Source organism: Meiothermus sp., from assembly GCF_026004115.1.
Taxonomy (GTDB): Bacteria; Deinococcota; Deinococci; order Deinococcales; family Thermaceae; genus Meiothermus.
This window is the reverse complement of record NZ_BPIM01000001.1, coordinates 1,821,808-1,841,322: the sequence shown is the minus strand read 5'-3', so window position 1 is coordinate 1,841,322 and position 19,515 is coordinate 1,821,808. Positions and strand designations below refer to the sequence as shown.

Sequence of the window (19,515 nt, the reverse complement as noted above, 5' to 3'; positions counted from 1 at the left end):
CATTCGCTTAACATTTTCTTGCTTATATTGAAGCATGACCCTGCGCCATGCGTTGCTCAGCAGTGTGCTGATAATCGGGATGGTCAGTCCGGCACTGGCTTCCCCCGCCCAAGATCTGTTCGACCAGGCCACCTTTCTTATTGGCTTTTACTACAACGGCCCGGCCAAAGTTCCCCCCTTCAGAGAACTCCGGCGGCAGTATCAGCCAGAGCTTGACCGGCTCTGCGCCCCCGAGCGTGACCGATGCGGCTTCGACAAGGCCAGGCAGGTCATCACCCGCATCGTGCAAGACATTGCCGACCCCTTTACGGTGCTGATCACCCGCGAGCAGCTCATCGACGACCAGCGCTATGGGGCCGGTTTGGGGCCTGCAGCCCCCAGAATTGGGGTCTGGGTGCGCGAGACTCCCAGGGGGCTGGTGGTGAGCGAGGCCTTCCCCGGCGAACCCGCCTTCGAGGCGGGGTTGCGGCGTGGCGACCTAATTACCCAGATCGGCGGGCAACCCGCCACCCTGGCGCGGCTGAGCGCTGCCGAAACCGCCCGCAATGCCTTTAGCCTGAGCTACAGCCGCCAGGGCAATGCTCGCACTGTAAACCTCACCCCCCGGGTGGCCGAGGCCACTATGCGGCCCCGCCTCGAGATCAACAACGGCATCGCCTACCTGCGGATTTACCACCTCTATAGCTCCGACGAATACTCCACCGCTCAGCGCATCCACGATGCCGCTCGCCAGGCCGAACAGGCCGGGGTACGGGGCATGGTAATTGACCTGCGCGACGCCCTCACCGGTTACGACTCCGAAGCCCTGCTGGGGGCCGCTGCCTTCACGGGCAAGGGGGGTTTTATCTACGACCGGCGCTTCCAGGGGCAGGACGAAACCCACACCGTCGAAAACGGCAAGCTGTTTGTACAGACCGAAGGGGGCGACAAAGAAGAACAAAGCGCGGTAGAACGGCCTTACCTGGCTCGTATTCCATTGGTGGTGCTGGTCAACCGCAACACCATCAACTCCGCCGAGATGCTGGCTTACTTCTTGCAGGTTGCAGGCCGGGCTAAGGTGCTGGGCGAGCCCACCGCAGGTGCCCTGGGCATGTCGGGCAGCGCCGAGGGCCCTTTGCTCAATGGCGAGTTTATTGCGGTCTCTTCGCTCAGAATGCGCAACCTGGATGGTTCGCCTTTCCCCCTCAAGGTAACCCCAGATGTAGCGGTAGTAGACGACCTGGATGCCCTCGTTGCAGGGCGTGATGTGGTGCTGGAACGCGCCCTGGAAATGCTGCGGTAGGTGGATGCTATGCGAAAACTGTTTGCAACCCTGGCCCTGGTGCTTGGCTCGCTCTCGCTGGCCTCGCCCGCCCAAGACCTCTTCGATCAAGCTAGCTTTTACGTGGAGTTCTATTACAACGGCCCAGCTACCCTTAACCTTAAGGAGCTTACCGCTCGCTACCAGAGCGAGCTCGACCGCACCTGTGCACCCCAAAAAGACACCTGCTCCTACGACCAAGCAGTACCCATCATCCAGCGCATGGTCGGCGAATTGAACGACAACCACACCTACTATCTGAGCCCCGAAGCCCTGCGCGGCACCCGTGAGAGTCGCCAGGGCAACGCACCCTCCCGCACCCTGCGCATCGGCGTGACCCACCTACCCATTCCGGGTTCACGTGACCGCCTGGTAGTGGATGTGGTGGAGGGTGGCCCTGCCGACGAAGCCGGACTGGCCTACGGCGACCGCATCATCGCGGTCAACGGCCGCCCGCTAAACGAGCTACCCGACGATAATCAGGCGGCTCAGTTTCTAGTGCAATCAGTCCAGACGGGCCGCCCGGTGGTGCTTACTATCCTGCGTGGGCCAGAGCGCCAGCGCCTCGAGATCACCCTGACGGGCCGTGAGATCAACCTGGCCCGTTTCCCTTCGCTTAAAATGCGGCCCGACGGGGTGGCTGTGCTCAAAATCCCCGACTTCGATGCCCAAGGCCAGGTGGGCCGCCGCGTACACGAGCTGGTGCGCGAGGCCCAGCAGAAAAACGCCAGGGCGCTCATTCTGGAATTGCGCGGCAACAGTGGGGGCCTGCTTAACGAGATGATCTACTCGGCGGCAGCCTTCCTGGACGAGCCCTTCGTGGCCCTGGTAGACCGCTACCAGACCGAGCGCACCGAGTTCCGCATCCGCGATGGGCGCTTTATCGTGACCCGCAACGGCCAGAGCGAAAATGCCAACCTGCCCAACCTGGCCCGATGGCGCGGCCCCCTGGTGGTACTCATAGACGAAAACACCGCCTCGGGCGGGGAGTACCTGGCCTCCGCCATCCAGAAAGCCAGGCGGGCACCCCTCGTGGGGGTCGCTACTCTGGGCATCGGGAACACGACCACCCGCCCCCTCAACCTGATTAATGGAGGCGCCCTGAGCATCTCCTACAACCGAGCTTTCTTTGCCGATGGCTCCCCCTACCCCGCCAAGGCCACCCCGGATTTTGTGGTGGAGAATTCCCTCGAGCAACTTGCCAACAACGGGCGCGACCTGCCGCTCGAGAAGGCCCTGGAAGCCCTGGGCATCAAAGCCAACCGATAAAAGCGAGAACAGGGTGGGTAGTACCCACCCTGTTCGACGCGATGCTGCTTTACTTTACCAGCTCCACCAGGGCCAGTTGTGTACCATCGCCCCGGCGGCGCTCAGCCAGTTTGAGGACGCGGGTATAGCCGCCTGGACGGTCGGCGTATTTGGGGGCTATTTCTTCGAATAGCTTCTTGACCAGCTTGGGGTCGTGCAGGTCGCGCAAGACCTGGCGGCGCAGGTGGTTACGCCGGGCATAGGCGGCCAGCTCTTCGGGTGTGGCCATGCGCTCGCCTTCCTGCAGGGGCAGTTCCTTGCCGTTCTTATCCTTGCGCTTGGTAAAGCGCACATTGTCGGGCACGGTTAGGGTGGGGGCTTTCTTGGCAGCGGAAATCAGGTTATCCACATAGCCCGCCAGTTCTTTGGCCTTGGGGATGGTGGTGGTGATTCTACCCTCCTCCGAAAGCAATAGGCTTTTAGCGAGGTTGCGGAACAGAGCCACGCGATGCGAGGAGTTCCTGTTAAGTTTTCTTCCAGCTTTCTGGTGACGCATCTTTGCTCCTTCGGTGCGTCGAGGGCCAAGAGTCCAGGGTCTAGCGCTTTGGACGCCCAACCCAGTAGCCTCGACGCTAGTCTTTCATTACCAGCCCGTGCTGGGCCAGGCAGTCCTTGATCTCCTGCAGGCTGCGATCGCCGATGCCCGGCACCTTCTTAAGTTCGCGTTCCGAAAGGGCCAGGAGGCTTTCCACACTCTCGATGCCCTCTTCCTTGAGGTTATGCAGGACGCGGGTGGTCAGACCCAGGTCGTCCAGGGTCAGCCCTACCCCCTTGGAAACAGGGGCGGTTACGGGGGCTGCCGTAGAGGTAGAGGTGGCTACGGGGGTGACAGGGGCGGCTACCGGCGTGGGCTTGTGCTCGACCCGCACCACCGGCGACTGGTCGAAGAAACCCAGTTGTTCGCGCAGGATGGCTACCGATTGTTGCAGCACATCCATGGGCGAGACCGAACCATTGGTCCAGATGCGCAAGGTCAGCTTGTCCAGATCGGTACGCTGACCCAGACGGGTATCCTCGACCTGGTAGGCCACGCGGCGCACGGGGGAGTAGAGGGCATCCACCGGGATGGAGGAGATACGGTCTTTGATGCCGTGTTTTTCCGCCGGCACGTATCCGGTTCCTTCATCTACCCGCACTTCCATCACCAGCTTGCCCTTATCCTCCAGGGTAGCAATGTACTGATCGGGGTTAACGATTTCGGCATCGGGGGGGCACTCGAGGTCGCGGGCATAGACCACCTTGGGGCCACTCGCCCGGAGGGTCAGGGTTTTGGGGCCGCTGCCGGGGTTGGCAAAGCGCACCACCAGCTCTTTGAGGTTAAGGATGAGCTGGATGGCGTCTTCCTTGACCCCTGGAATGGTGGAAAACTCGTGCAGCACGTCCTCGATGTAGACACTGGTAACAGCCGTACCGGGAATCGAGGAAAGCAAAATTCGGCGCAGGGGGTTGCCCAGGGTTACGCCGAAACCCCGCTCGAGGGGCTCGAGCACAAACTCGCCGTAGTTTCCGTCAATGCGGGCGTTGAAGACGGGGGCTTTGGTCTTGGTGGTTTCCAAACTAGAACCTCCTCGGAGGTGTCAATAGCTGATAGCGAATGGCGCTTTTCTATCGGCCAACGGCTATGAGCGATGGGCTATCGGGAGTAGAACTCGATCACCAATTGTTCGTTCACCGGCAATGACAACATTTCCCGCTCAGGCAAGCGCAAAAAGCGTCCGGTCATGGTGTCGGCGTTAAACTCCAACCAGGGGAAGGCCTTGCGGTTTTTGAAGCGTTCGACGTTCTGCACGATGAAATCCATCTTCTTTGCTCTTTCCGATACCTTGAGTTCATCGCCCTGGCGCAGGCGATAACCAGGAACCGTCACCCGCTTGCCATTGACCAGAATGTGGCCATGGCGCACAAACTGACGAGCCTGACGGCGGGTAGAGGCAATACCCATGCGGAACACCACATTATCCAGACGGCTCTCGAGCAATTGCAAGAAAACCGTACCGGTCACGCCCTTCTTGCGGCTGGCCTCTTCGAAGAGGTTGCGGAACTGCGTTTCCGACACATCGTAGATGAAGCGCAGTTTTTGCTTCTCGCGCAGACGCACTGCAAAATCGGAGGGGCGTCCTCTGCGCTTCTGGCCGTGCTGGCCCGGCGCATAGGGGCGGCGATCCAGGTACTTTTGAACTTTTTCGGTCTCGGCCACGTTCACCCCAAGGTGACGTGCCACTTTTACGATTGGCCCTCTATAACGACCCATTCTTTCTCCTCCATCGGTCAGGAAGCCCACTTATTCATACTGCTTTTCCGACCGGGTTCCCAGGGTATGCGGGGCGAAGCAGGGAACCAAAGTTTCACCCCAGCAACCAACCTTCAAATCGTCTTGCGGAACTTCTTGCGGGGACGGCAGCCGTTGTGCGGCAAGGGGGTATCGTCCACAATCGAGCGCACCTGGAGCCCACTGGCCTGCAAAGCCCGGATGGCTTGCTCGCGGCCCGCCCCCGTGCCCCGTACCACCACTTCCACGCTGCTCATCCCAAAGCCTTGGGCTTTCTTGGCCGCGTCCATTGCCGCCAACTGCGCGGCGTAGGGCGTACCCTTGCGGCTGCCTTTGTAGCCGATCACCCCACCCGACGACCAGGTGATCGGGTGACCGTTGGTATCGGTAATGGTCACGATGGTGTTGTTGTAGGAGGCGTGAATAAACGCCTTTCCCATGCTAACCTGACGCTTAACTTTTTTCTTACGACTGGTGGCAGCTTTTTTCTCAGCCATACTCTCCTCGCGTTTGCTCCACACAAAAATGGGGGTGAAGCTCTATCAGGAGTCTCAACTGGCGTGTACACGATGCACTATTGCAGCATCTACGTTCCAGCTTTATCAGAGGGCGGTGGGCAGCGCAAAAAGTGTTTGACCCACTAGCCAAAACCCCATTTTATTTGCGGGGTGCCTTTTTCTTACCGGCCACGGTCTTGCGGGGACCTTTGCGGGTGCGGGCGTTGGTACGGGTACGCTGTCCCCGCACAGGCAATCCACGGCGGTGACGCAATCCCCGGTAGCAACCGATATCCATCAGGCGCTTGATATTGCTTGCAACCTCGGCGCGCAGCTCACCCTCGAGTTTGTAGGTGTTCTCCACAAACTCGCGCAGCCTGGCTACCTCGGCCTCGGTCAGGTCTTTGACCCGGGTGGCCGGGTTGACGTTGGTAGCAGCAAGTGCCTCTTTCGCACGGGCCGGGCCCACTCCATACACGTAGGTCAGGGCAATGTCCACACGCTTGTTGCGGGGGATTTCCACACCAGAAATACGAGCCATCTCTTCACCTCCTTTCTAGATTACCAATCAGCCTTGACGCTGCTTGTGGGTCGGGTCTTCGCAGATCACGTACACGCGACCGTGGCGCTTAATGACCTTGCATTTATCGCACATTTTCTTCACTGAGGTACGCACTTTCATGGTTTCTCCTTGGGAAGCGCACAAAACGCTCCGGCTCAAACGATTACCTTCTGTAAACAATCCTGCCCCGACTGGGATCGTAGGGGGTAATCTCGACCACCACCCGGTCTCCGGGCAGAATGCGGATGTAGTTCATGCGCATCTTGCCCGAAATGTAGCAGAGGATCTCGGGGCCGTTGTCGAGTTGAACCCGGAAGGTGGTGTTGGGCAACGCTTCGGTGATAACCCCTTCGGCTCGAATTGTGTCTTTTTCTTTGGCCAAGCACTTCCTCCTAGCGCAAATCCTGGCTATCGTCCGATCGGCACAGATTTCTGGCTCCCCGTCAAGAGGCGAGGGCCAGACTCGGTAATCAGCACCGTGTTTTCGTAGTGGGCCGCCAGGTTGCCTTTGCCAACCGTGGCCGTCCAACCATCCGCCAATATTACCATCTTGGCAGGGTACAAAGCAACCATCGGCTCGAAGGCTAGGGTCATGCCGGGGCGCAACTTGGGGCCTTTGCCGGGTTCACCGTAGTTGGGCACCTGGGGGTCTTCGTGCAGCTCACGCCCCACCCCATGTCCCACCATCTCACGGATGCACCACAGACCATGCTGCTTCTCTACAAAATCCTGTACGGCTGCCGCCACATCGCCAATGCGCTTGCCAGGCTGTAGAAGCTCCAATCCCAACCAGAAGGCTTCCTCGGTCACCTGCATCAGCTTCTGAGCTTCGGGCGAAACCTTGCCCACGGCATAGGTGCGCGCCATATCGGTGGTATAGCCATCGTGGGTGAAAAGGAAGTCGATCTTCAAAAGCTCCCCTTCGCGCAAAGGGCGCTTGGAGGGAAAGCCGTGTACCACCACATCGTCGATAGACATGCAGGTTGCGCTGGGATAAGGCACCTGCCCACCCGCCCGGTAGCCGATCTGGGGTGCCTTTCCTCCCACCCGTTGAATGGCCCGCAGGATCATCTGGTCGAGCTCGAGGGTACTCATCCCAGGCCGAATATAGGGCTCCACTTCGGCAAAAATGGCGGTATGAAGCTGACCGGTTTTGGTCATCTTCTCGATTTCCCAGGGCGATTTGATGTGGATAGCCATAAATTTGGGATCAAAGGCCGCAGTCTCTAGGCCCGGACACCTAAAGCCTCCTGGATCGCCTGGTAGACCTCATCCACCTTGCCCAGTCCATTGATTTCCTTAAGGCTACCGGTCTTTTTATAGTAATCCACCAAGGGCTGGGTTTTCTGGCGATACTCGGTCATGCGGGCCCGGATGGTCTCCTCGTTATCGTCTGAGCGGCCTTCTTCCAGCGCCCGGCCCAGCAAGCGCCGCACCAGTTCATCTTCGGGGGCCGTTACCAGCAAAACCCCCAGCAAGCGAATATGTTGCTCTTGCAAAAGCCGATCCAGGGCTTCCGCCTGGGCCAGGGTGCGGGGAAAACCATCAAAGATGACCTTGGGATCGGGCATGGCGGCTAGTTCTGCTCCAATAAGCCCCAGAATGATCTCGTCCGGAACCAGTTTCCCGGCATCCATGATGGGCTTGGCCAGCTTGCCCAGCTCGGTGCCACGGGCCACGTGGCTGCGCAAGATGTCGCCTGTCGAAAGCTGTTTGAACCCCATCTCGGAGGCCAGACGCTTGGCCTGGGTACCCTTGCCCGCACCGGGGGGGCCTAGGAAGATGACAGCCTCTGCCATATCTTTAACCGTCTCCTTATCGCGTTCCCACTCTTCTTATTGCCTGCGTAGATCCCACACTCCGTCCGGTAGGGCCGACGATCTACAAATCATACCGGATTCAAAAAGATAATCATCCAAACCAAAGACCTTCAGAGGCTATCTTTTTGAATCCTAGAGCACTCCCTTCCAAGGGGCGGTATCGCCCTCCGCTACGCGGATAACTTCGGCCCTGTTAGTTCGCCGCCATCCGGCGCCGAACTAACCGAATCTGGTATCAATAGCTGATTGCAGAAATCTGCAGCATCTATAACCCTAGACCCTTGTCCATCGGCATTTTAGGACCCGCGACGTCTGAAATTACCCACCCTAGCGAGTACGGCCCCGCAGGCGACCCTTGGACAAAAAACCCTCGTAGTTTCGCATCTGCAACTGGGCCTCAATTTGGCGCAAGGTATCGAGCGCAACCCCCACCACAATCAACAGACTGATGCCCGAGAAGTGGAAAGCCAGGGTGGTGACGCCCGTCACGTTTTGCATGATGGTGGGCAGGGCCGCCACAATGCCCAGGAAGATAGCCCCCCACAAAGTCAGGCGGGAAACAATGTGTTCCAGGAACTTCACGGTGGGGTCACCAGGACGGATACCGGGAATGAAACCACCATATTCGCGTAGGTTCTCCGAAATTCGGCGCGGGTCGAACTGCACAGCGGTATAGACGTAGGTGAACCCCACAATCAGGAGTACCTCTATCAGCAAGCCGGGGAAACGGGAGGGGGTGAAAAAGTTGGCGACCCCCTGGGCTACCGGCGACTCGGGGAACACCCCGGTGATAAAGAGTGGGAGTTGGAGCAGGGCCGCTGCAAAGATAATGGGGATGACCCCCGCTGCGTTGAGTTTAATGGGGATGTACGTGGCTTGCCCACCAAACATCTTGCGGCCTACCTGCTTGCGGGCGTATTGCACCGGAATACGCCGCTCGGCTTGTTGCACTGCCGCCATTGCACCAAAGGCCAGCACGATAAAGGCCAGGAAGATCAAAAGGGCAATCAGGTTGACCTCGCCGGTACGAACCAGGCCAAAGGTTCGGCCCAGTTGCGGCAGCCAGGAAGCCACGATGCCCGCGAAGATCACCATACTGGTGCCATTGCCAATACCATACTCGGTGATCCGCTCGGCCATCCAGAGCAACAGGGCAATACCGGCCACCTGGGTAATCACCACCACAAAGTAAAAGAAGAAGCCAGGTTCCCAGCCGGGCAGCAGGAAAGCGCCATTGTTAGAACCCAAAAAGGCCGTGGCCAGGAACAAACCCTGTACCGCCCCCAGGACAATACCGGCATAGCGGGTGTACTGGGTAATGATGCGACGGCCTTCTTCCCCTTCTTTTTGCAGCTTTTCCAGGGCCGGAATTACCGTGACCAGAAGCTGCATGATGATGGCGGCGGTGATGTAGGGCATGATGCCCAGGGCAAAAATCGAGAACTGCTCGAAGTTGCCACCGGAAAACAGGTTGATGAGACCCAGCGCGCTACCTGCCTGGGTGCCCAGGAAGTCGCGGATCTTGCTGATGTCCACCCCAGGGGTGGGGATAAAAGTACCCAGCCGATACAGCGCCAGCACCAGGAGCGTAAACAGTATGCGTTTACGCAGCTCGGGAATAACAAGCGCGGAGCGGAAGGCCGCGAGCATCTTAGGCCCCCTCGAGCACAACCGCTTCGCCGCCTACAGCCTTGAGTTTTTCTACAGCAGCTTGCGAGAACTTGTGGGCATGCACCTTGACGCTGCTAGCATCTCCCTGAGCAAGCACCTTGACGGGATAGCCCGGACGCACCAGGCCCGCCTTGACCAGGGCTTCGGGGCTTACTTCGCCGGAAGCAAAGTGCTTGGCGATGGCGCCCAGGTTGACCACCTGGTACTCTACCCGCTTGAGTTCGCCGTGGGAGTTGCTTTTCATGCCACGCTTGGGCAGGCGCATCAGCAGTGTGGAGCGACCACCTTCGAAGCGGGCCGAGTTTTTGAGGCCGCCCGAACGGGATTTCTGGCCCTTGTGGCCGCGCCCAGCAGTTTTACCCTTGCCCGAGCCAGGGCCCCGGCCCACGCGCTTGGGGCGTTTGTTGGCCCCCTGGTTGGGACGAATATCGGAGAGTTTCATTCCACTACCTCCACCAGGTGGGAAACCTTGCGAATTTGACCGCGCATGGCGGGGTTATCCTGTATCTCACGCACGCGGTTCATCTTGGTCAGACCCAGTACCTTGAGGGCGGCTTTCTGGTCTTTGGGGTAGCCGATGGGGCTCTTGATCAGCCGAACCTTGACGGTAGCCATCAGGCCACCTCCTCGGGCTTGCCAGGTGCCTTGCGCAGGCGCTTGACATCGTCCCAGGTCTGGAGTTGGCGCAGGGCTTCCATGGTGGCATAGGCGATATTGACCGAGTTACGGGAACCCAGTTCCTTGGTCAGGATGTCGGTAATGCCGGCCAGCTCGAGGATGGCTCGGGGCACCTGGCCTGCAATTACCCCGGTGCCGGGCGCCGCAGGGCGCAGCAAGATGGTGGAAGAACCCCAGGTCACACTGATTTCGTGGGGAATGGTGCCGTTTTGCAAGGGCACCTCGACCATCTCGCGCTTGGCGTAGTTGTTGGCTTTTTGCACCGCCATCGGGACTTCCTTAGCCTTGCCCAGGCCCAGACCTACCCGGCCTTGCCGGTCTCCGACCGCTACCAAAGCCCCAAAACGGAAGCGGCGCCCCCCCTGGTAGGTTTTGGAGGTACGGCGCACAAAGATCATCTTTTCTTCAAAATCGGTTTCAGGCATGTCAGCTCCTTTGGAGGCTAACGCTGATAACAAATAGCCGCTTAGCTACAGGTTGTCAGCTAGAACTCCAGTCCCCCTTCACGTGCAGCATCGGCCAGCGCCTTGACGCGCCCGTGATACTTGAAGGCGCCCCGGTCAAAGACCACCTGGGCAATACCCTTGGCCTTGGCTGCCTCAGCGATGGCAGCACCCACTTTCTTAGCAACCTCGGTTTTGTTACCCGAAAGCTTGAGGGATTTGCTCGAGACGGCGGCCAGGGTCACCCCTTTGCTGTCGTCAATGATTTGGGCGTAGATGTGCTGCAAGCTGCGGTGCACGCTGAGGCGCAGGCGGCCCGAGGATTTAACAGCGTTGCGAACCCGGAACTTACGGCGGTCTTCAGTGGACAAACGAGCCACAGATTCTCCTTCCTCTGACACCCGCTCCCACCCTAGATGGATAGCGGGATCAATCTATTTACCTGCAGTCTTGCCAGGCTTGGTCTTGATTACCTCATCGGCGTAACGAATACCCTTGGCGTGGTAAGCGTCGGGGGGACGAACCGCCCGCACATTCGCGGCCACCTGTCCCACCAGTTGCTTATCAATACCCACGACTCGGATTTTGGTGGGTTCAGGCACCTCGAAGGTGATGCCGGCTGGCGGGGTGACGATATCCTTGTGGCTGTGCCCCACGGTGAGCTCGAGGTTCTTGCCTTGCATGGCCGCACGATAACCTGTACCACTAATGAGCATTTCCTTCACGTAGCCTGCCGAAACACCCTGGATGGCATTGGCAATAAGGGTGCGGGTCAGACCATGAAGGCTCCGGTGTGTACGGCTATCTGAGGGACGGCTCACGGTGATGACACCGTTTTCGTTCTTTACGGTCAGGTCAGCATGAACCTGCACGGTCAGTTCGCCCTTGGAACCCTTGACCTTGACAAGCCCGGTAGCCACTTCTACGGTCACGCCTTTGGGCAAGGTAATGGGTTGTTTTCCAATTCGAGACATGTTGTCTTTCTCCTTGATGGGGCCCCCGATTTGAGCGTGATTACTGCTTTGGGCAGAGCAACAGGGGCCATAACGCTGCTCTCGGGGACAGCTCAAATTGGGGTGGGATTACCACACCTCGCAAATCACTTCGCCGCCCACGCCCAGCTTACGGGCTTCGCGGTCGGGCAACAGACCTTTGGAAGTCGAGACAATCGCCAACCCCAGGCCACGACGCACGCTGGGTACATTCTCGGCAGTTACGTAAACCCGGCGGCCCGGGCGGCTCACCCGCTGGATGTGCTGGATCACTTGTTCACGGCGGGGGCCGTATTTGAGGGTCAGGCGGAGGTAGGGCTTGCCGTCAACTTCTACCGGCTCCACCCCTTTGAGGAAACCTTCCTTGACAAGGATGCTGGCGATCTGCTGCTTGAACTTGGAAGCAGGCACATCCACGCTCTCCTTGTACACCTGGACTCCGTTGCGAATCCGGGTCAGCATATCGGCAATTGGATCACTGAGCATTGCGAAATCTCCTTCTTCTTGGGCAGCTCTGTTTGGTCTGGAGGTTTGCGGAACCCGGTCTTGGCCAAGTTGGCCAACCAGCCAGTTCAGAACATCCACAGAGGGCACCCTTAGGATTGACCTTGCGGTATCGGTAAAAGCTTACCGACCTACAAAGCAACCTTTACCAGCTGGCTTTCTTGACACCCGGCAACTGACCCTTGTGGGCCATTTCGCGGAACTGAAGACGCGAGAGACCGAAGTAGCGCATGAAAGCCTTGGAACGGCCTGTCACCGCACAGCGGTTCTTGTGGCGGGTCGGGCTGGCATCGCGGGGCAGCTCGGCCAGAGCAGCGTAATCACCCGCGGCTTTGAGGGCCGCCCGCTTGGCCGCATACTTGGCGATGGTTTTCTGCTTGCGCTTCATCTTCTCGACTTGGGATTTCTTGGCCATGGTTTCACCTCCTTTCTAAAGCAGGTAGCAAAAGGGCTCAAACTTACTTCCGGAACGGAAACCCCAGGAGTTCCAGCAGGGCCCTGGCTTCCTCATCGTTCTTGGCCGTGGTGACCACCGCAATATCCATCCCACGCACCGTATCCACCATATCAAAGGTGATTTCGGGGAAGATGGCTTGCTCGCGCAGGCCCAGGTTGTAGTTGCCACGACCATCAAAGGCGCCCGGGTTAACCCCACGGAAATCGCGGATACGGGGCAGGGCAATATTAACCAGCTTCTCGACAAAAATCCACATCCGATCACCCCGCAGGGTGACCCGCAGGCCGATGGGCATGCCCTGGCGCAGCTTGAAGTTGGAAATAGATTTTTTCGCGCGGGTGATGGCCGGCTGCTGACCTGTGATGACGGCCAGTTCTTTGCCCGCCTTTTCCAGAATCCGGCTATCTTCCTTGGCCTCACCCAACCCTTGGTTAACCACAACCTTGACCAGGCGGGGCACCGCCATGATGTTGTCGTAGCCAAAGCGCTTCATCAATTCGGGTCGAATCTCTTCGACGTAGCGTTTCTTGAGGGCAACTTCTAAAGGCATTCACAACCCCCTTATTTGGTATCCAGCACGCCATCACACTTGGCGCAGACACGTGCCTTGGTACCGTCGGGTAGCACCTTCTTGCGGATACGTGTCGGCTTCTCACAGCTCGGGCAAATCGGCATGACCTTCGAAGCATGGATTGGTGCTTCGCTCTCGATAAAGCCCCCCTGGGGGTTGCGGGGGTTGGGGCGTACCGCACGCTTGATCAGGTTCAACCCCTCCACCACCACCATACCCTCCTTGGGCATGACGGCCTTGACTTTGCCGGTTTCACCGCGCAGTCCTTCCTTACCGGAAAGAACCACTACAGTGTCCCCTTTTTTGACGTGTACCTTGGACATTATTCCTCCGATTTTGCTCCAGGGCCAAGACAGCCAAGTCCTTGACACCAAATGGTCAGTCTACCAGAAATCGCCCTGAAAAGCATCCTTCACTCGAGGCTTGTCGGGGTCGGGGGTCGGTTTTGACCCAGACAAGCTGGGCGCGGGACAGGAGACTCTGGAAGCCTCCCGTGTATCGGAAACAACTTGCCTACGGCAAGAACCCGCCACCCTGTCTATGGGTCAGAGCACCTCAGGGGCCAGCGAAACGATCTTCATGAACCCGCGTTCGCGCAGTTCGCGGGCCACCGGGCCAAACACACGGGTTCCACGGGGCTCGTTCTGGGGGTTGATGATGACCGCAGCATTGGTGTCGAAACGAATGGAAGAACCGTCTTGACGACGGATTTCCTTGGCCGTCCGCACCACCACCGCCTTGACCACATCCCCTTCCTTGACCATGCCCCTGGGGATGGCTTCCTTCACCGAAGCCACGATCACGTCGCCCACACCAGCGTACTTGCGGTAGTGGCCGCCCATCACCCGGATACAGGCAATTTTGCGTGCGCCGGTATTGTCGGCGACTTCCAGCACGGTTTCTTGCTGAATCACGCTTTACCACGCTCCTTACGCAGCAGGTAGCGCTCGACCAAGTCCATACGGCCTTCCTCGAGACGCCCCACCACCACAAATTTCTTGTTTTTCGATATCGGGGTAGCTTCCCTGATCTCAACGATATCGCCGAGTTTGTACTGGTCGTTCTCGTCGTGGGCAAGGTACTTTTTGGATTGCTTGATAACCTTGCCGTACAGCGGATGTTGCATCTGGCGCTCGACCAGAACCGTGACGGTCTTCTGCGCCTTATCGCTTACCACCACGCCGGTTAGAACTTTTTTGGGCATTGTAGACTCCTTGTTTTAAGCTTTCTTGGCGCGGGGCTTTTGCGCGGAGGCTTTGGCCTTGGCAGCCATTTTCTTCCCGGCCTGGGTGGGCTTGGCTTCAACCTCGCTCGCCCCCTCAACCCCCCTGGTCTTCTCACCCAGCACGGTCATCATGCGGGCAATCTCGCGCTTGGCTTCAGCTACCCGATGGTTTTTATCCAGTTGCCCGATGCTGGACTGAAAGCGGAGCTCCATCAACTCTTTCTTGGTGTCCTGGATTCGCTTTTGCAACTCCGACACCGGCAGTTTGCGCAGCTCACTGGGCTTCGTCGTAGGCATCGCGTCTCACCACCTTCGTTTGCATGGGCAGTTTGTGTCCGGCCAGACGAAGGGCTTCACGGGCCTGCTCTTCAGTCACGCCGGACACTTCAAACATCACCCGACCCGGCTTCACCACGGCCACGTACCCTTCCACGTTCCCCTTTCCTTTACCCATCCGGACTTCCAGGGGCTTTTTGGTAAAGGGTTTGTCCGGGAAGATACGGATAAAAATCTTACCCCCGCGGCGGAAGTGGCGCACCATCGCTACACGGGCTGCTTCGATTTGCTGGCTGGTAACCCAGGTAGGCTCCATGGCTACCAGGCCCCACTCACCAAAGGCCACATAGTCGCCCCCTTTGGCGGTACCCCGCATCCGGCCCCGGTGGGCCTTGCGGTATTTCATGCGTTTGGGCATCAACATGCTTTACTCACCTTCCTTGGCACCAGCACCAGCCTTACGCACCGCCGAGCGGCGACGGGGCTTGCTGTCCTCGCGGTCACGCTTGGGAGCTGCGGGACGCGCCGTGGGCGCGGCACCCGGCACAACCTTCTTGCCGCCAATCACTTCGCCCATGAAGACATAGGCCTTGACGCCGAGCGAACCGTAGGTGGTCTCGGCACGGGCCGTGCCATAGTCGATATTGGCCCGCAAGGTATGCAGAGGCACCCGGCCCTCGGCAGCCCACTCCACACGAGCCTGTTCGGCGCCGCCAATACGGCCCGAGACCACAATTTTGGCCCCCTGCGCCCCGGATTCGCGCACCCGCTGCACGGCTTGCTTTATGCTGCGGCGCACAGCAAAGCGGCGTTCGATCTGTTCGGCCACGCGCTGGGCGACCAGGGGTGCCGATAGATTGGGGTTGCCCACTTCCTGCACGTTCAGAGCGACGGTTTTGCCGGGAAACTTGTTTTGCAAGGTTTCGCGCAAGCGCTTGATGGTTTCGCCGCCCCGACCAATCACCACGCCGGGCTTGGCCGCATAAACGGTAATGGCAATGTTGTCAGCCGCACGTTCGATATCTATACGTGCCAGGCCCGCAGGACGCAGCTCTTTCTCGATGGTGTGGCGGATCAGGCGGTCATCTTGAATGATCTTGGCATATGTCTTCTTACCTGCGTACCAGCGCGACTCAAACTCGCGGGTGATACCCAGGCGCAAGCCTACGGGATTGATTTTGTTACCCATTTTTCTCCCCCACGATGATGGTGATGTGGCTGGTACGCTTCTTGATCATGTTGGCGCTCCCCCGGGCACGGGGCAGCATCCGCTTGATGGCGGGGCCCTCGTCCACATAGGCCGCCTTGACAAAGATCTGGTCTTCGATCATGTTCTTGCGGTCATCGTTCATGCCGTTGGCGGCTGCCGACTCGAGCACTTTGGCCACAATCTCCGAAGCGCGGTGCGGGGTGTATTTGAGGATGGCGCGGGCTTCTTCCAGCTTCTTGCCGCGAATCAGGTCTACCACCAGACGCACCTTTTGTGGCGACATACGGACGTGCCGGGCAGTGGCCAGGGCATAGGTATGGGCCGTCTCGGCCTCGAGGGCCTCGCTTTTCTGGCGTAGTGACATCCTGGCATAGCGCTTTAGACCTGCCGAGCCGGGGTGATGAACATCACGGAGGTCATTGTGAATGTCCTTGCGGTCACTCTTTCTCAAACGACGTTTGGCTTCCATGACTCACCCCTTATTTCTTGGTAGCGGTCTTGGCCTCACGGCTATGACCCCTGTAGGTGCGGGTGGGCGAGAATTCGCCCAGCTTGTGCCCGACCATCTGTTCGGTCACATAGACCGGTACGTGCTGTTTGCCGTTGTAGACCGCCAGGGTGTGGCCAATCATCTCGGGCACGATGGTGCTCCGACGGCTCCAGGTCTTGATCACCCGCTTCTCGCCTTTGGCGTTCATCGCCTCGACTTTTTCCAGCAGGTGGCCTTCCACGAAAATTCCTTTTTTCAAACTGCGTGGCATAGTTTCCTCACCTGTGCCGCCGAGTGTGGGCGGCACGAAAAAGTTCCTATTTACGACGAGACACGATAAGCGCGCTCGAGGGCTTCTTCTTCTTGCGGGTCTTGAGACCTTTAGCTTGCTGGCCCCAGGGCGAAACTGGCGGGCGACCCCGCGGTGCCCGGCCTTCCCCACCACCGTGCGGGTGGTCCACCGGGTTCATGACCGTACCGCGCACGTGGCCTTTGCGGCCCTTGTGGCGGTTGCGACCTGCCTTACCTATCACGATGTTTTTGTGATCGCTGTTGGAAACCACCCCAATAGTAGCAAAGCACTCCCCGTGTACCTTGCGCAGCTCGCCCGAGGGCAGCCGCAGGATCACGTAATCGCCTTCGCGGCCCTGTACCTGCACGCTGGTACCCGCGCTACGGGCCATCTTGGCCCCTTTGCCAGGCTCGAGCTCCACCGCATGGATCACCGTACCTACCGGGATAAAGCGCAGCGGCAAGGCGTTCCCTACCGCAATGGCGGCTTCAGGCCCGCTGACGACGGTGCTGTCCACGCGCAGGGAGTCGGGTGCCAGGATGTAGCGCTTCTCGCCATCGCGGTAGAACAGGAGGGCGATGCGGGCAGTGCGGTTGGGGTCGTACTCGATGGCCGCTACCCGTGCAGGGATACCCACCTTATCGCGGCGGCGGAAGTCGATGATACGGTAGAGCTGCTTGTGCCCCCCGGAAATAAACCGGCTGGTGGTGCGGCCCTGGTTGTTGCGCCCCCCGGTTTTTTTCATTGGGGCGGTGAGGCTCTTCTCCGGACGCTTTTTGGTCAGATCGGAGAAGTCCGCTACCGTCATGAAGCGGCGCGATGGTGTGTAGGGTCTGAACTTCTTTACTGCCATTTTCTCTTCCTCTCACTTGATACGGACTAACCGAGTCGCCCTGATGCCAAGTGGATTTTTTTGCCCCTTCATCCGCCCCTGTTTGTGAGGTAGACAGGTTTGGCTCGGTCTCGAGGCATCCGGGGTGGTAGGTAGTGGTACAGGAAAAGCCTTTCTTGCCGCCTGACCCTCTACCCGCTACCTCCTTCTCAAAGCCCCCAAAAGATCGGAACCCACCGATCAGATCAGTCCTTCCAGGGCTTCGATCTTCTGTCCAGCGGCCACCGTCACGATGGCCTTCTTGCGGTCAGGGCGCTTGCCGCTAAAACGGCCCAAGCGCTTATCCTTGCCCAGGGTGTTCTGGGTATTGACCCGCACTACCTTAACCTTAAAAGCGGCCTCTACAGCATTGGCAATCTCGGTCTTGTTGGCTTTGGGGTGTACCCAGAAGGTATAAATCCCCTCAGCAAAGCGGCCATAGGCTTTTTCGGACAAGACGGGTTGAATGATTATGTCGTGGGGCGTTTTCATCAGGCTTCACCCCTTTCGCTGCGGCTTACTCGAGCCTGCACGCCTTCCCAGGCACTCGCCTCCATCACCAGAGCTTCCTGGCGCATGATGTCGTAGACGTTGAGTCCCTCGGGCGCCAGCACCCGTACCCTGGGCAGATTGCGGGCTGCGCGAGCTACCTTTTCGTCGCTGGTGACCAGCAGGATGGTGTGGCCCTCGAGGTTGTGGGCTTTGAGCCAGGCCACAAACTCCTTGGTTTTGCCGTTCACGCCCTTGAAGTCTTCGGCCAGGAAGAGCTTGCCTTCCCTGGCGCGGTCGGCTAGGGCCATCGAGAGCCCCAGCTTGCGTACTTTTTTGGGCAGGGTGTAGCTGTAGTCGCGGGGTTGCGGGCCGAAAACCGTACCACCCCCCACGAAGATGGGCGCACCATAGTCGCCGTGGCGGGCCCGCCCGGTGTGCTTTTGGCCGTACATCTTTTTGGTGGTGAAGTTCACCATGCCACGGGTCTTGGTAGCAGCGGTACCCCGGCGACGCGAGGCCAGTTGCCAGCGCACCACCTCGTAGAGCACGTGGCTGTTCACCTTTTCAGGAAGCGTTGCCTCCACGGTTTTGTTGCTTCCGAGCACCGGAAGGTTATACATCACTTACCTCCCTTTCCGGCCTTGAGGGCGGGTACTTTGCTGGTCTGGCGCACCACCACCAGACTACCGTTGGCCCCCGGAACCGAGCCCTTAACCAGAATCAGGTTCTCGCCCTCGAGCACGTCCACGACCTCGAGGCCCTGGATGGTCACTTTTTCGTTACCCCAGCGCCCGGCCATCTTCTTACCCTTGAAAACCCGGCCTGGCGTCTTGCGGTTACCAATCGAGCCGCCGTGGCGGTGAATCTTGTGGGCGCCGTGCGAGTCGTTACCCCCCGCAAAGTTCCACTTCTTCATTACGCCGGTAAAGCCGTGGCCTTTAGAGGTGCCGGTCACATCCACCACTTCCCCCGGGTTGAAGATGCTCACCGTAACGGTATCACCGTCGGGATTGAAGCCCCGCAGCTCCCGCAGAAACTTCACCGGCTCAACCCCCGCCCTGGCAAAATGCCCCTTGGCTGGTTTGTTGACCCGCTGGGCCTTCTGACTCTGGAAACCCAGCTGAACCGCCTCGTAGCCATCCTTATCGACGGTTTTGCGCTGCACTACGGGGCAGGGGCCCGCCAGAATCACTGTCACGGGCACAGCTTTATCGCCCTTCCAGACCTGGGTCATGCCCACTTTGGTTCCAAGGATGCCCTTCATTAGCGGCCTCCTACCATCTTGAGCTCGATCTCGACCCCAGTGGGCAGGTCGAGGTTACGCAACCCCTCGATGGTCTTGGGGGTGGGATCGGTGATGTCTACCAAGCGGTTATGGGTACGCAGCTCGAAATGCTCGCGGCTGTCCTTGTGTTTGAAGGGGCCCCGCAACACGGTAAAGCGGCGGATGCGGGTGGGCAGGGGCACCGGGCCCGCTACCTGTGCACCGCTACGGCGGGCCGTTTCCACAATCTTGGCAGCCGAAGCATCCAAGCTCTTGTGGTCAAAGCCCCGAAGTTTGATACGAATCTTTGGCATTCAGGGCCT

Annotated in this window: 32 protein-coding genes and 1 pseudogene; 2 read left to right on the top strand and 31 right to left on the bottom strand. The window is 59.1% G+C overall.

Features of this window, described 5'->3' with window-relative positions:
- Window positions 1–34 precede the first annotated feature (34 nt).
- Together Q0X23_RS08920 and Q0X23_RS08915 are read left to right on the top strand one after the other, a co-directional pair.
- Window positions 35–1,282: a S41 family peptidase gene (locus Q0X23_RS08920; RefSeq protein WP_297859963.1), complete on the top strand. Its 1,248-nt coding sequence runs from the start codon at window positions 35–37 to the stop codon at window positions 1,280–1,282.
- Between the two features lie 9 nt (window positions 1,283–1,291).
- Window positions 1,292–2,569 (top strand): S41 family peptidase, encoded by a 1,278-nt coding sequence (locus Q0X23_RS08915; protein ID WP_297859962.1) that lies wholly within the window; start codon window positions 1,292–1,294, stop codon window positions 2,567–2,569.
- 49 nt (window positions 2,570–2,618) lie between these two features.
- Here the strand turns inward: Q0X23_RS08915 and Q0X23_RS08910 are convergent, their stop codons facing one another.
- The 31 genes and pseudogenes from Q0X23_RS08910 to rpsJ form a co-directional block, all read right to left on the bottom strand.
- Window positions 2,619–3,104 carry a bL17 family ribosomal protein gene (locus Q0X23_RS08910; RefSeq protein WP_119340829.1) on the bottom strand — a complete coding sequence of 162 codons (486 nt, stop codon included), beginning with the start codon at window positions 3,102–3,104 and terminating at the stop codon, window positions 2,619–2,621.
- 76 nt (window positions 3,105–3,180) lie between these two features.
- The gene (locus Q0X23_RS08905; protein ID WP_297859961.1) at window positions 3,181–4,164 is read right to left on the bottom strand and encodes a DNA-directed RNA polymerase subunit alpha; all 984 of its coding nucleotides are present in this window, start codon (window positions 4,162–4,164) and stop codon (window positions 3,181–3,183) included.
- Window positions 4,165–4,241: 77 nt separating this feature from the next.
- Window positions 4,242–4,859 carry a 30S ribosomal protein S4 gene (gene rpsD / locus Q0X23_RS08900; protein ID WP_297859960.1) on the bottom strand — a complete coding sequence of 206 codons (618 nt, stop codon included), beginning with the start codon at window positions 4,857–4,859 and terminating at the stop codon, window positions 4,242–4,244.
- 113 nt (window positions 4,860–4,972) lie between these two features.
- Window positions 4,973–5,374 (bottom strand): 30S ribosomal protein S11, encoded by a 402-nt coding sequence (rpsK, locus tag Q0X23_RS08895; RefSeq protein ID WP_297859959.1) that lies wholly within the window; start codon window positions 5,372–5,374, stop codon window positions 4,973–4,975.
- Between the two features lie 160 nt (window positions 5,375–5,534).
- Window positions 5,535–5,915: a 30S ribosomal protein S13 gene (gene rpsM, locus Q0X23_RS08890; RefSeq protein ID WP_027876089.1), complete on the bottom strand. Its 381-nt coding sequence runs from the start codon at window positions 5,913–5,915 to the stop codon at window positions 5,535–5,537.
- 27 nt (window positions 5,916–5,942) lie between these two features.
- Window positions 5,943–6,056, bottom strand: a complete 114-nt coding sequence (gene rpmJ, locus Q0X23_RS08885; RefSeq protein WP_013014843.1) for a 50S ribosomal protein L36 — start codon at window positions 6,054–6,056, stop codon at window positions 5,943–5,945.
- A gap of 43 nt (window positions 6,057–6,099) precedes the next feature.
- Window positions 6,100–6,318, bottom strand: coding sequence for a translation initiation factor IF-1 (infA, locus tag Q0X23_RS08880; protein WP_027882090.1), 219 nt, complete (start codon window positions 6,316–6,318; stop codon window positions 6,100–6,102).
- 26 nt (window positions 6,319–6,344) lie between these two features.
- Window positions 6,345–7,136 (bottom strand): type I methionyl aminopeptidase, encoded by a 792-nt coding sequence (map, locus tag Q0X23_RS08875; protein ID WP_297859958.1) that lies wholly within the window; start codon window positions 7,134–7,136, stop codon window positions 6,345–6,347.
- 26 nt (window positions 7,137–7,162) lie between these two features.
- A complete protein-coding gene (locus Q0X23_RS08870; RefSeq protein ID WP_119340834.1) occupies window positions 7,163–7,735 on the bottom strand; it encodes an adenylate kinase in 573 nt (190 codons plus the stop codon).
- A 348-nt stretch (window positions 7,736–8,083) separates the two neighbouring features.
- Complete coding sequence (gene secY / locus Q0X23_RS08865) at window positions 8,084–9,406, bottom strand: preprotein translocase subunit SecY (protein ID WP_297859957.1); 1,323 nt, start codon at window positions 9,404–9,406, stop codon at window positions 8,084–8,086.
- Between the two features lies 1 nt (window position 9,407).
- Window positions 9,408–9,869, bottom strand: coding sequence for a 50S ribosomal protein L15 (gene rplO, locus Q0X23_RS08860; RefSeq protein WP_119340836.1), 462 nt, complete (start codon window positions 9,867–9,869; stop codon window positions 9,408–9,410).
- Window positions 9,866–10,042 (bottom strand): 50S ribosomal protein L30, encoded by a 177-nt coding sequence (gene rpmD / locus Q0X23_RS08855; RefSeq protein WP_297859956.1) that lies wholly within the window; start codon window positions 10,040–10,042, stop codon window positions 9,866–9,868. Before rpmD ends, rplO begins: the two co-directional genes overlap by 4 nt.
- Window positions 10,042–10,530 (bottom strand): 30S ribosomal protein S5, encoded by a 489-nt coding sequence (rpsE, locus tag Q0X23_RS08850; protein ID WP_297859955.1) that lies wholly within the window; start codon window positions 10,528–10,530, stop codon window positions 10,042–10,044. Before rpsE ends, rpmD begins: the two co-directional genes overlap by 1 nt.
- Window positions 10,531–10,589: 59 nt before the next feature.
- Window positions 10,590–10,928, bottom strand: a complete 339-nt coding sequence (gene rplR, locus Q0X23_RS08845; protein ID WP_119340839.1) for a 50S ribosomal protein L18 — start codon at window positions 10,926–10,928, stop codon at window positions 10,590–10,592.
- A 54-nt stretch (window positions 10,929–10,982) separates the two neighbouring features.
- The gene (gene rplF / locus Q0X23_RS08840; protein ID WP_297859954.1) at window positions 10,983–11,522 is read right to left on the bottom strand and encodes a 50S ribosomal protein L6; all 540 of its coding nucleotides are present in this window, start codon (window positions 11,520–11,522) and stop codon (window positions 10,983–10,985) included.
- 108 nt (window positions 11,523–11,630) lie between these two features.
- On the bottom strand, window positions 11,631–12,026 hold the full coding sequence (gene rpsH / locus Q0X23_RS08835) for a 30S ribosomal protein S8 (protein WP_119340841.1): 396 nt from the start codon (window positions 12,024–12,026) through the stop codon (window positions 11,631–11,633).
- A gap of 163 nt (window positions 12,027–12,189) precedes the next feature.
- Window positions 12,190–12,459, bottom strand: coding sequence for a 30S ribosomal protein S14 (rpsN, locus tag Q0X23_RS08830; protein ID WP_119340842.1), 270 nt, complete (start codon window positions 12,457–12,459; stop codon window positions 12,190–12,192).
- Window positions 12,460–12,502: 43 nt separating this feature from the next.
- On the bottom strand, window positions 12,503–13,051 hold the full coding sequence (rplE, locus tag Q0X23_RS08825; protein ID WP_297859953.1) for a 50S ribosomal protein L5: 549 nt from the start codon (window positions 13,049–13,051) through the stop codon (window positions 12,503–12,505).
- Between the two features lie 11 nt (window positions 13,052–13,062).
- Window positions 13,063–13,398 (bottom strand): 50S ribosomal protein L24, encoded by a 336-nt coding sequence (gene rplX / locus Q0X23_RS08820; protein ID WP_119340856.1) that lies wholly within the window; start codon window positions 13,396–13,398, stop codon window positions 13,063–13,065.
- A 219-nt stretch (window positions 13,399–13,617) separates the two neighbouring features.
- Complete coding sequence (rplN, locus tag Q0X23_RS08815; RefSeq protein WP_119340844.1) at window positions 13,618–13,986, bottom strand: 50S ribosomal protein L14; 369 nt, start codon at window positions 13,984–13,986, stop codon at window positions 13,618–13,620.
- The gene (gene rpsQ / locus Q0X23_RS08810) at window positions 13,983–14,276 is read right to left on the bottom strand and encodes a 30S ribosomal protein S17 (RefSeq protein WP_119340845.1); all 294 of its coding nucleotides are present in this window, start codon (window positions 14,274–14,276) and stop codon (window positions 13,983–13,985) included. The genes rplN and rpsQ overlap by 4 nt, the downstream gene beginning before the upstream one ends.
- 123 nt (window positions 14,277–14,399) lie before the next feature.
- Window positions 14,400–14,594, bottom strand: a pseudogene (gene rpmC / locus Q0X23_RS08805) (50S ribosomal protein L29); the annotation flags it as partial.
- Window positions 14,572–14,997 (bottom strand): 50S ribosomal protein L16, encoded by a 426-nt coding sequence (gene rplP / locus Q0X23_RS08800; protein WP_119340846.1) that lies wholly within the window; start codon window positions 14,995–14,997, stop codon window positions 14,572–14,574. The pseudogene rpmC and the gene rplP, both read right to left, overlap by 23 nt.
- Window positions 14,998–15,000: 3 nt before the next feature.
- Window positions 15,001–15,762: a 30S ribosomal protein S3 gene (rpsC, locus tag Q0X23_RS08795; RefSeq protein WP_119340847.1), complete on the bottom strand. Its 762-nt coding sequence runs from the start codon at window positions 15,760–15,762 to the stop codon at window positions 15,001–15,003.
- On the bottom strand, window positions 15,755–16,147 hold the full coding sequence (rplV, locus tag Q0X23_RS08790) for a 50S ribosomal protein L22 (protein ID WP_297861197.1): 393 nt from the start codon (window positions 16,145–16,147) through the stop codon (window positions 15,755–15,757). Before rplV ends, rpsC begins: the two co-directional genes overlap by 8 nt.
- Window positions 16,148–16,262: 115 nt before the next feature.
- Window positions 16,263–16,544: a 30S ribosomal protein S19 gene (gene rpsS, locus Q0X23_RS08785; RefSeq protein ID WP_297859952.1), complete on the bottom strand. Its 282-nt coding sequence runs from the start codon at window positions 16,542–16,544 to the stop codon at window positions 16,263–16,265.
- A 46-nt stretch (window positions 16,545–16,590) separates the two neighbouring features.
- Window positions 16,591–17,418: a 50S ribosomal protein L2 gene (rplB, locus tag Q0X23_RS08780; RefSeq protein WP_297859951.1), complete on the bottom strand. Its 828-nt coding sequence runs from the start codon at window positions 17,416–17,418 to the stop codon at window positions 16,591–16,593.
- A 219-nt stretch (window positions 17,419–17,637) separates the two neighbouring features.
- Window positions 17,638–17,928 carry a 50S ribosomal protein L23 gene (locus tag Q0X23_RS08775; RefSeq protein WP_297859950.1) on the bottom strand — a complete coding sequence of 97 codons (291 nt, stop codon included), beginning with the start codon at window positions 17,926–17,928 and terminating at the stop codon, window positions 17,638–17,640.
- The gene (gene rplD, locus Q0X23_RS08770; protein WP_297859949.1) at window positions 17,928–18,548 is read right to left on the bottom strand and encodes a 50S ribosomal protein L4; all 621 of its coding nucleotides are present in this window, start codon (window positions 18,546–18,548) and stop codon (window positions 17,928–17,930) included. Before rplD ends, Q0X23_RS08775 begins: the two co-directional genes overlap by 1 nt.
- Window positions 18,548–19,192 carry a 50S ribosomal protein L3 gene (gene rplC, locus Q0X23_RS08765; protein WP_119340853.1) on the bottom strand — a complete coding sequence of 215 codons (645 nt, stop codon included), beginning with the start codon at window positions 19,190–19,192 and terminating at the stop codon, window positions 18,548–18,550. The genes rplD and rplC overlap by 1 nt, the downstream gene beginning before the upstream one ends.
- On the bottom strand, window positions 19,192–19,506 hold the full coding sequence (gene rpsJ, locus Q0X23_RS08760) for a 30S ribosomal protein S10 (RefSeq protein WP_119340854.1): 315 nt from the start codon (window positions 19,504–19,506) through the stop codon (window positions 19,192–19,194). The genes rplC and rpsJ overlap by 1 nt, the downstream gene beginning before the upstream one ends.
- Window positions 19,507–19,515 lie beyond the last annotated feature (9 nt).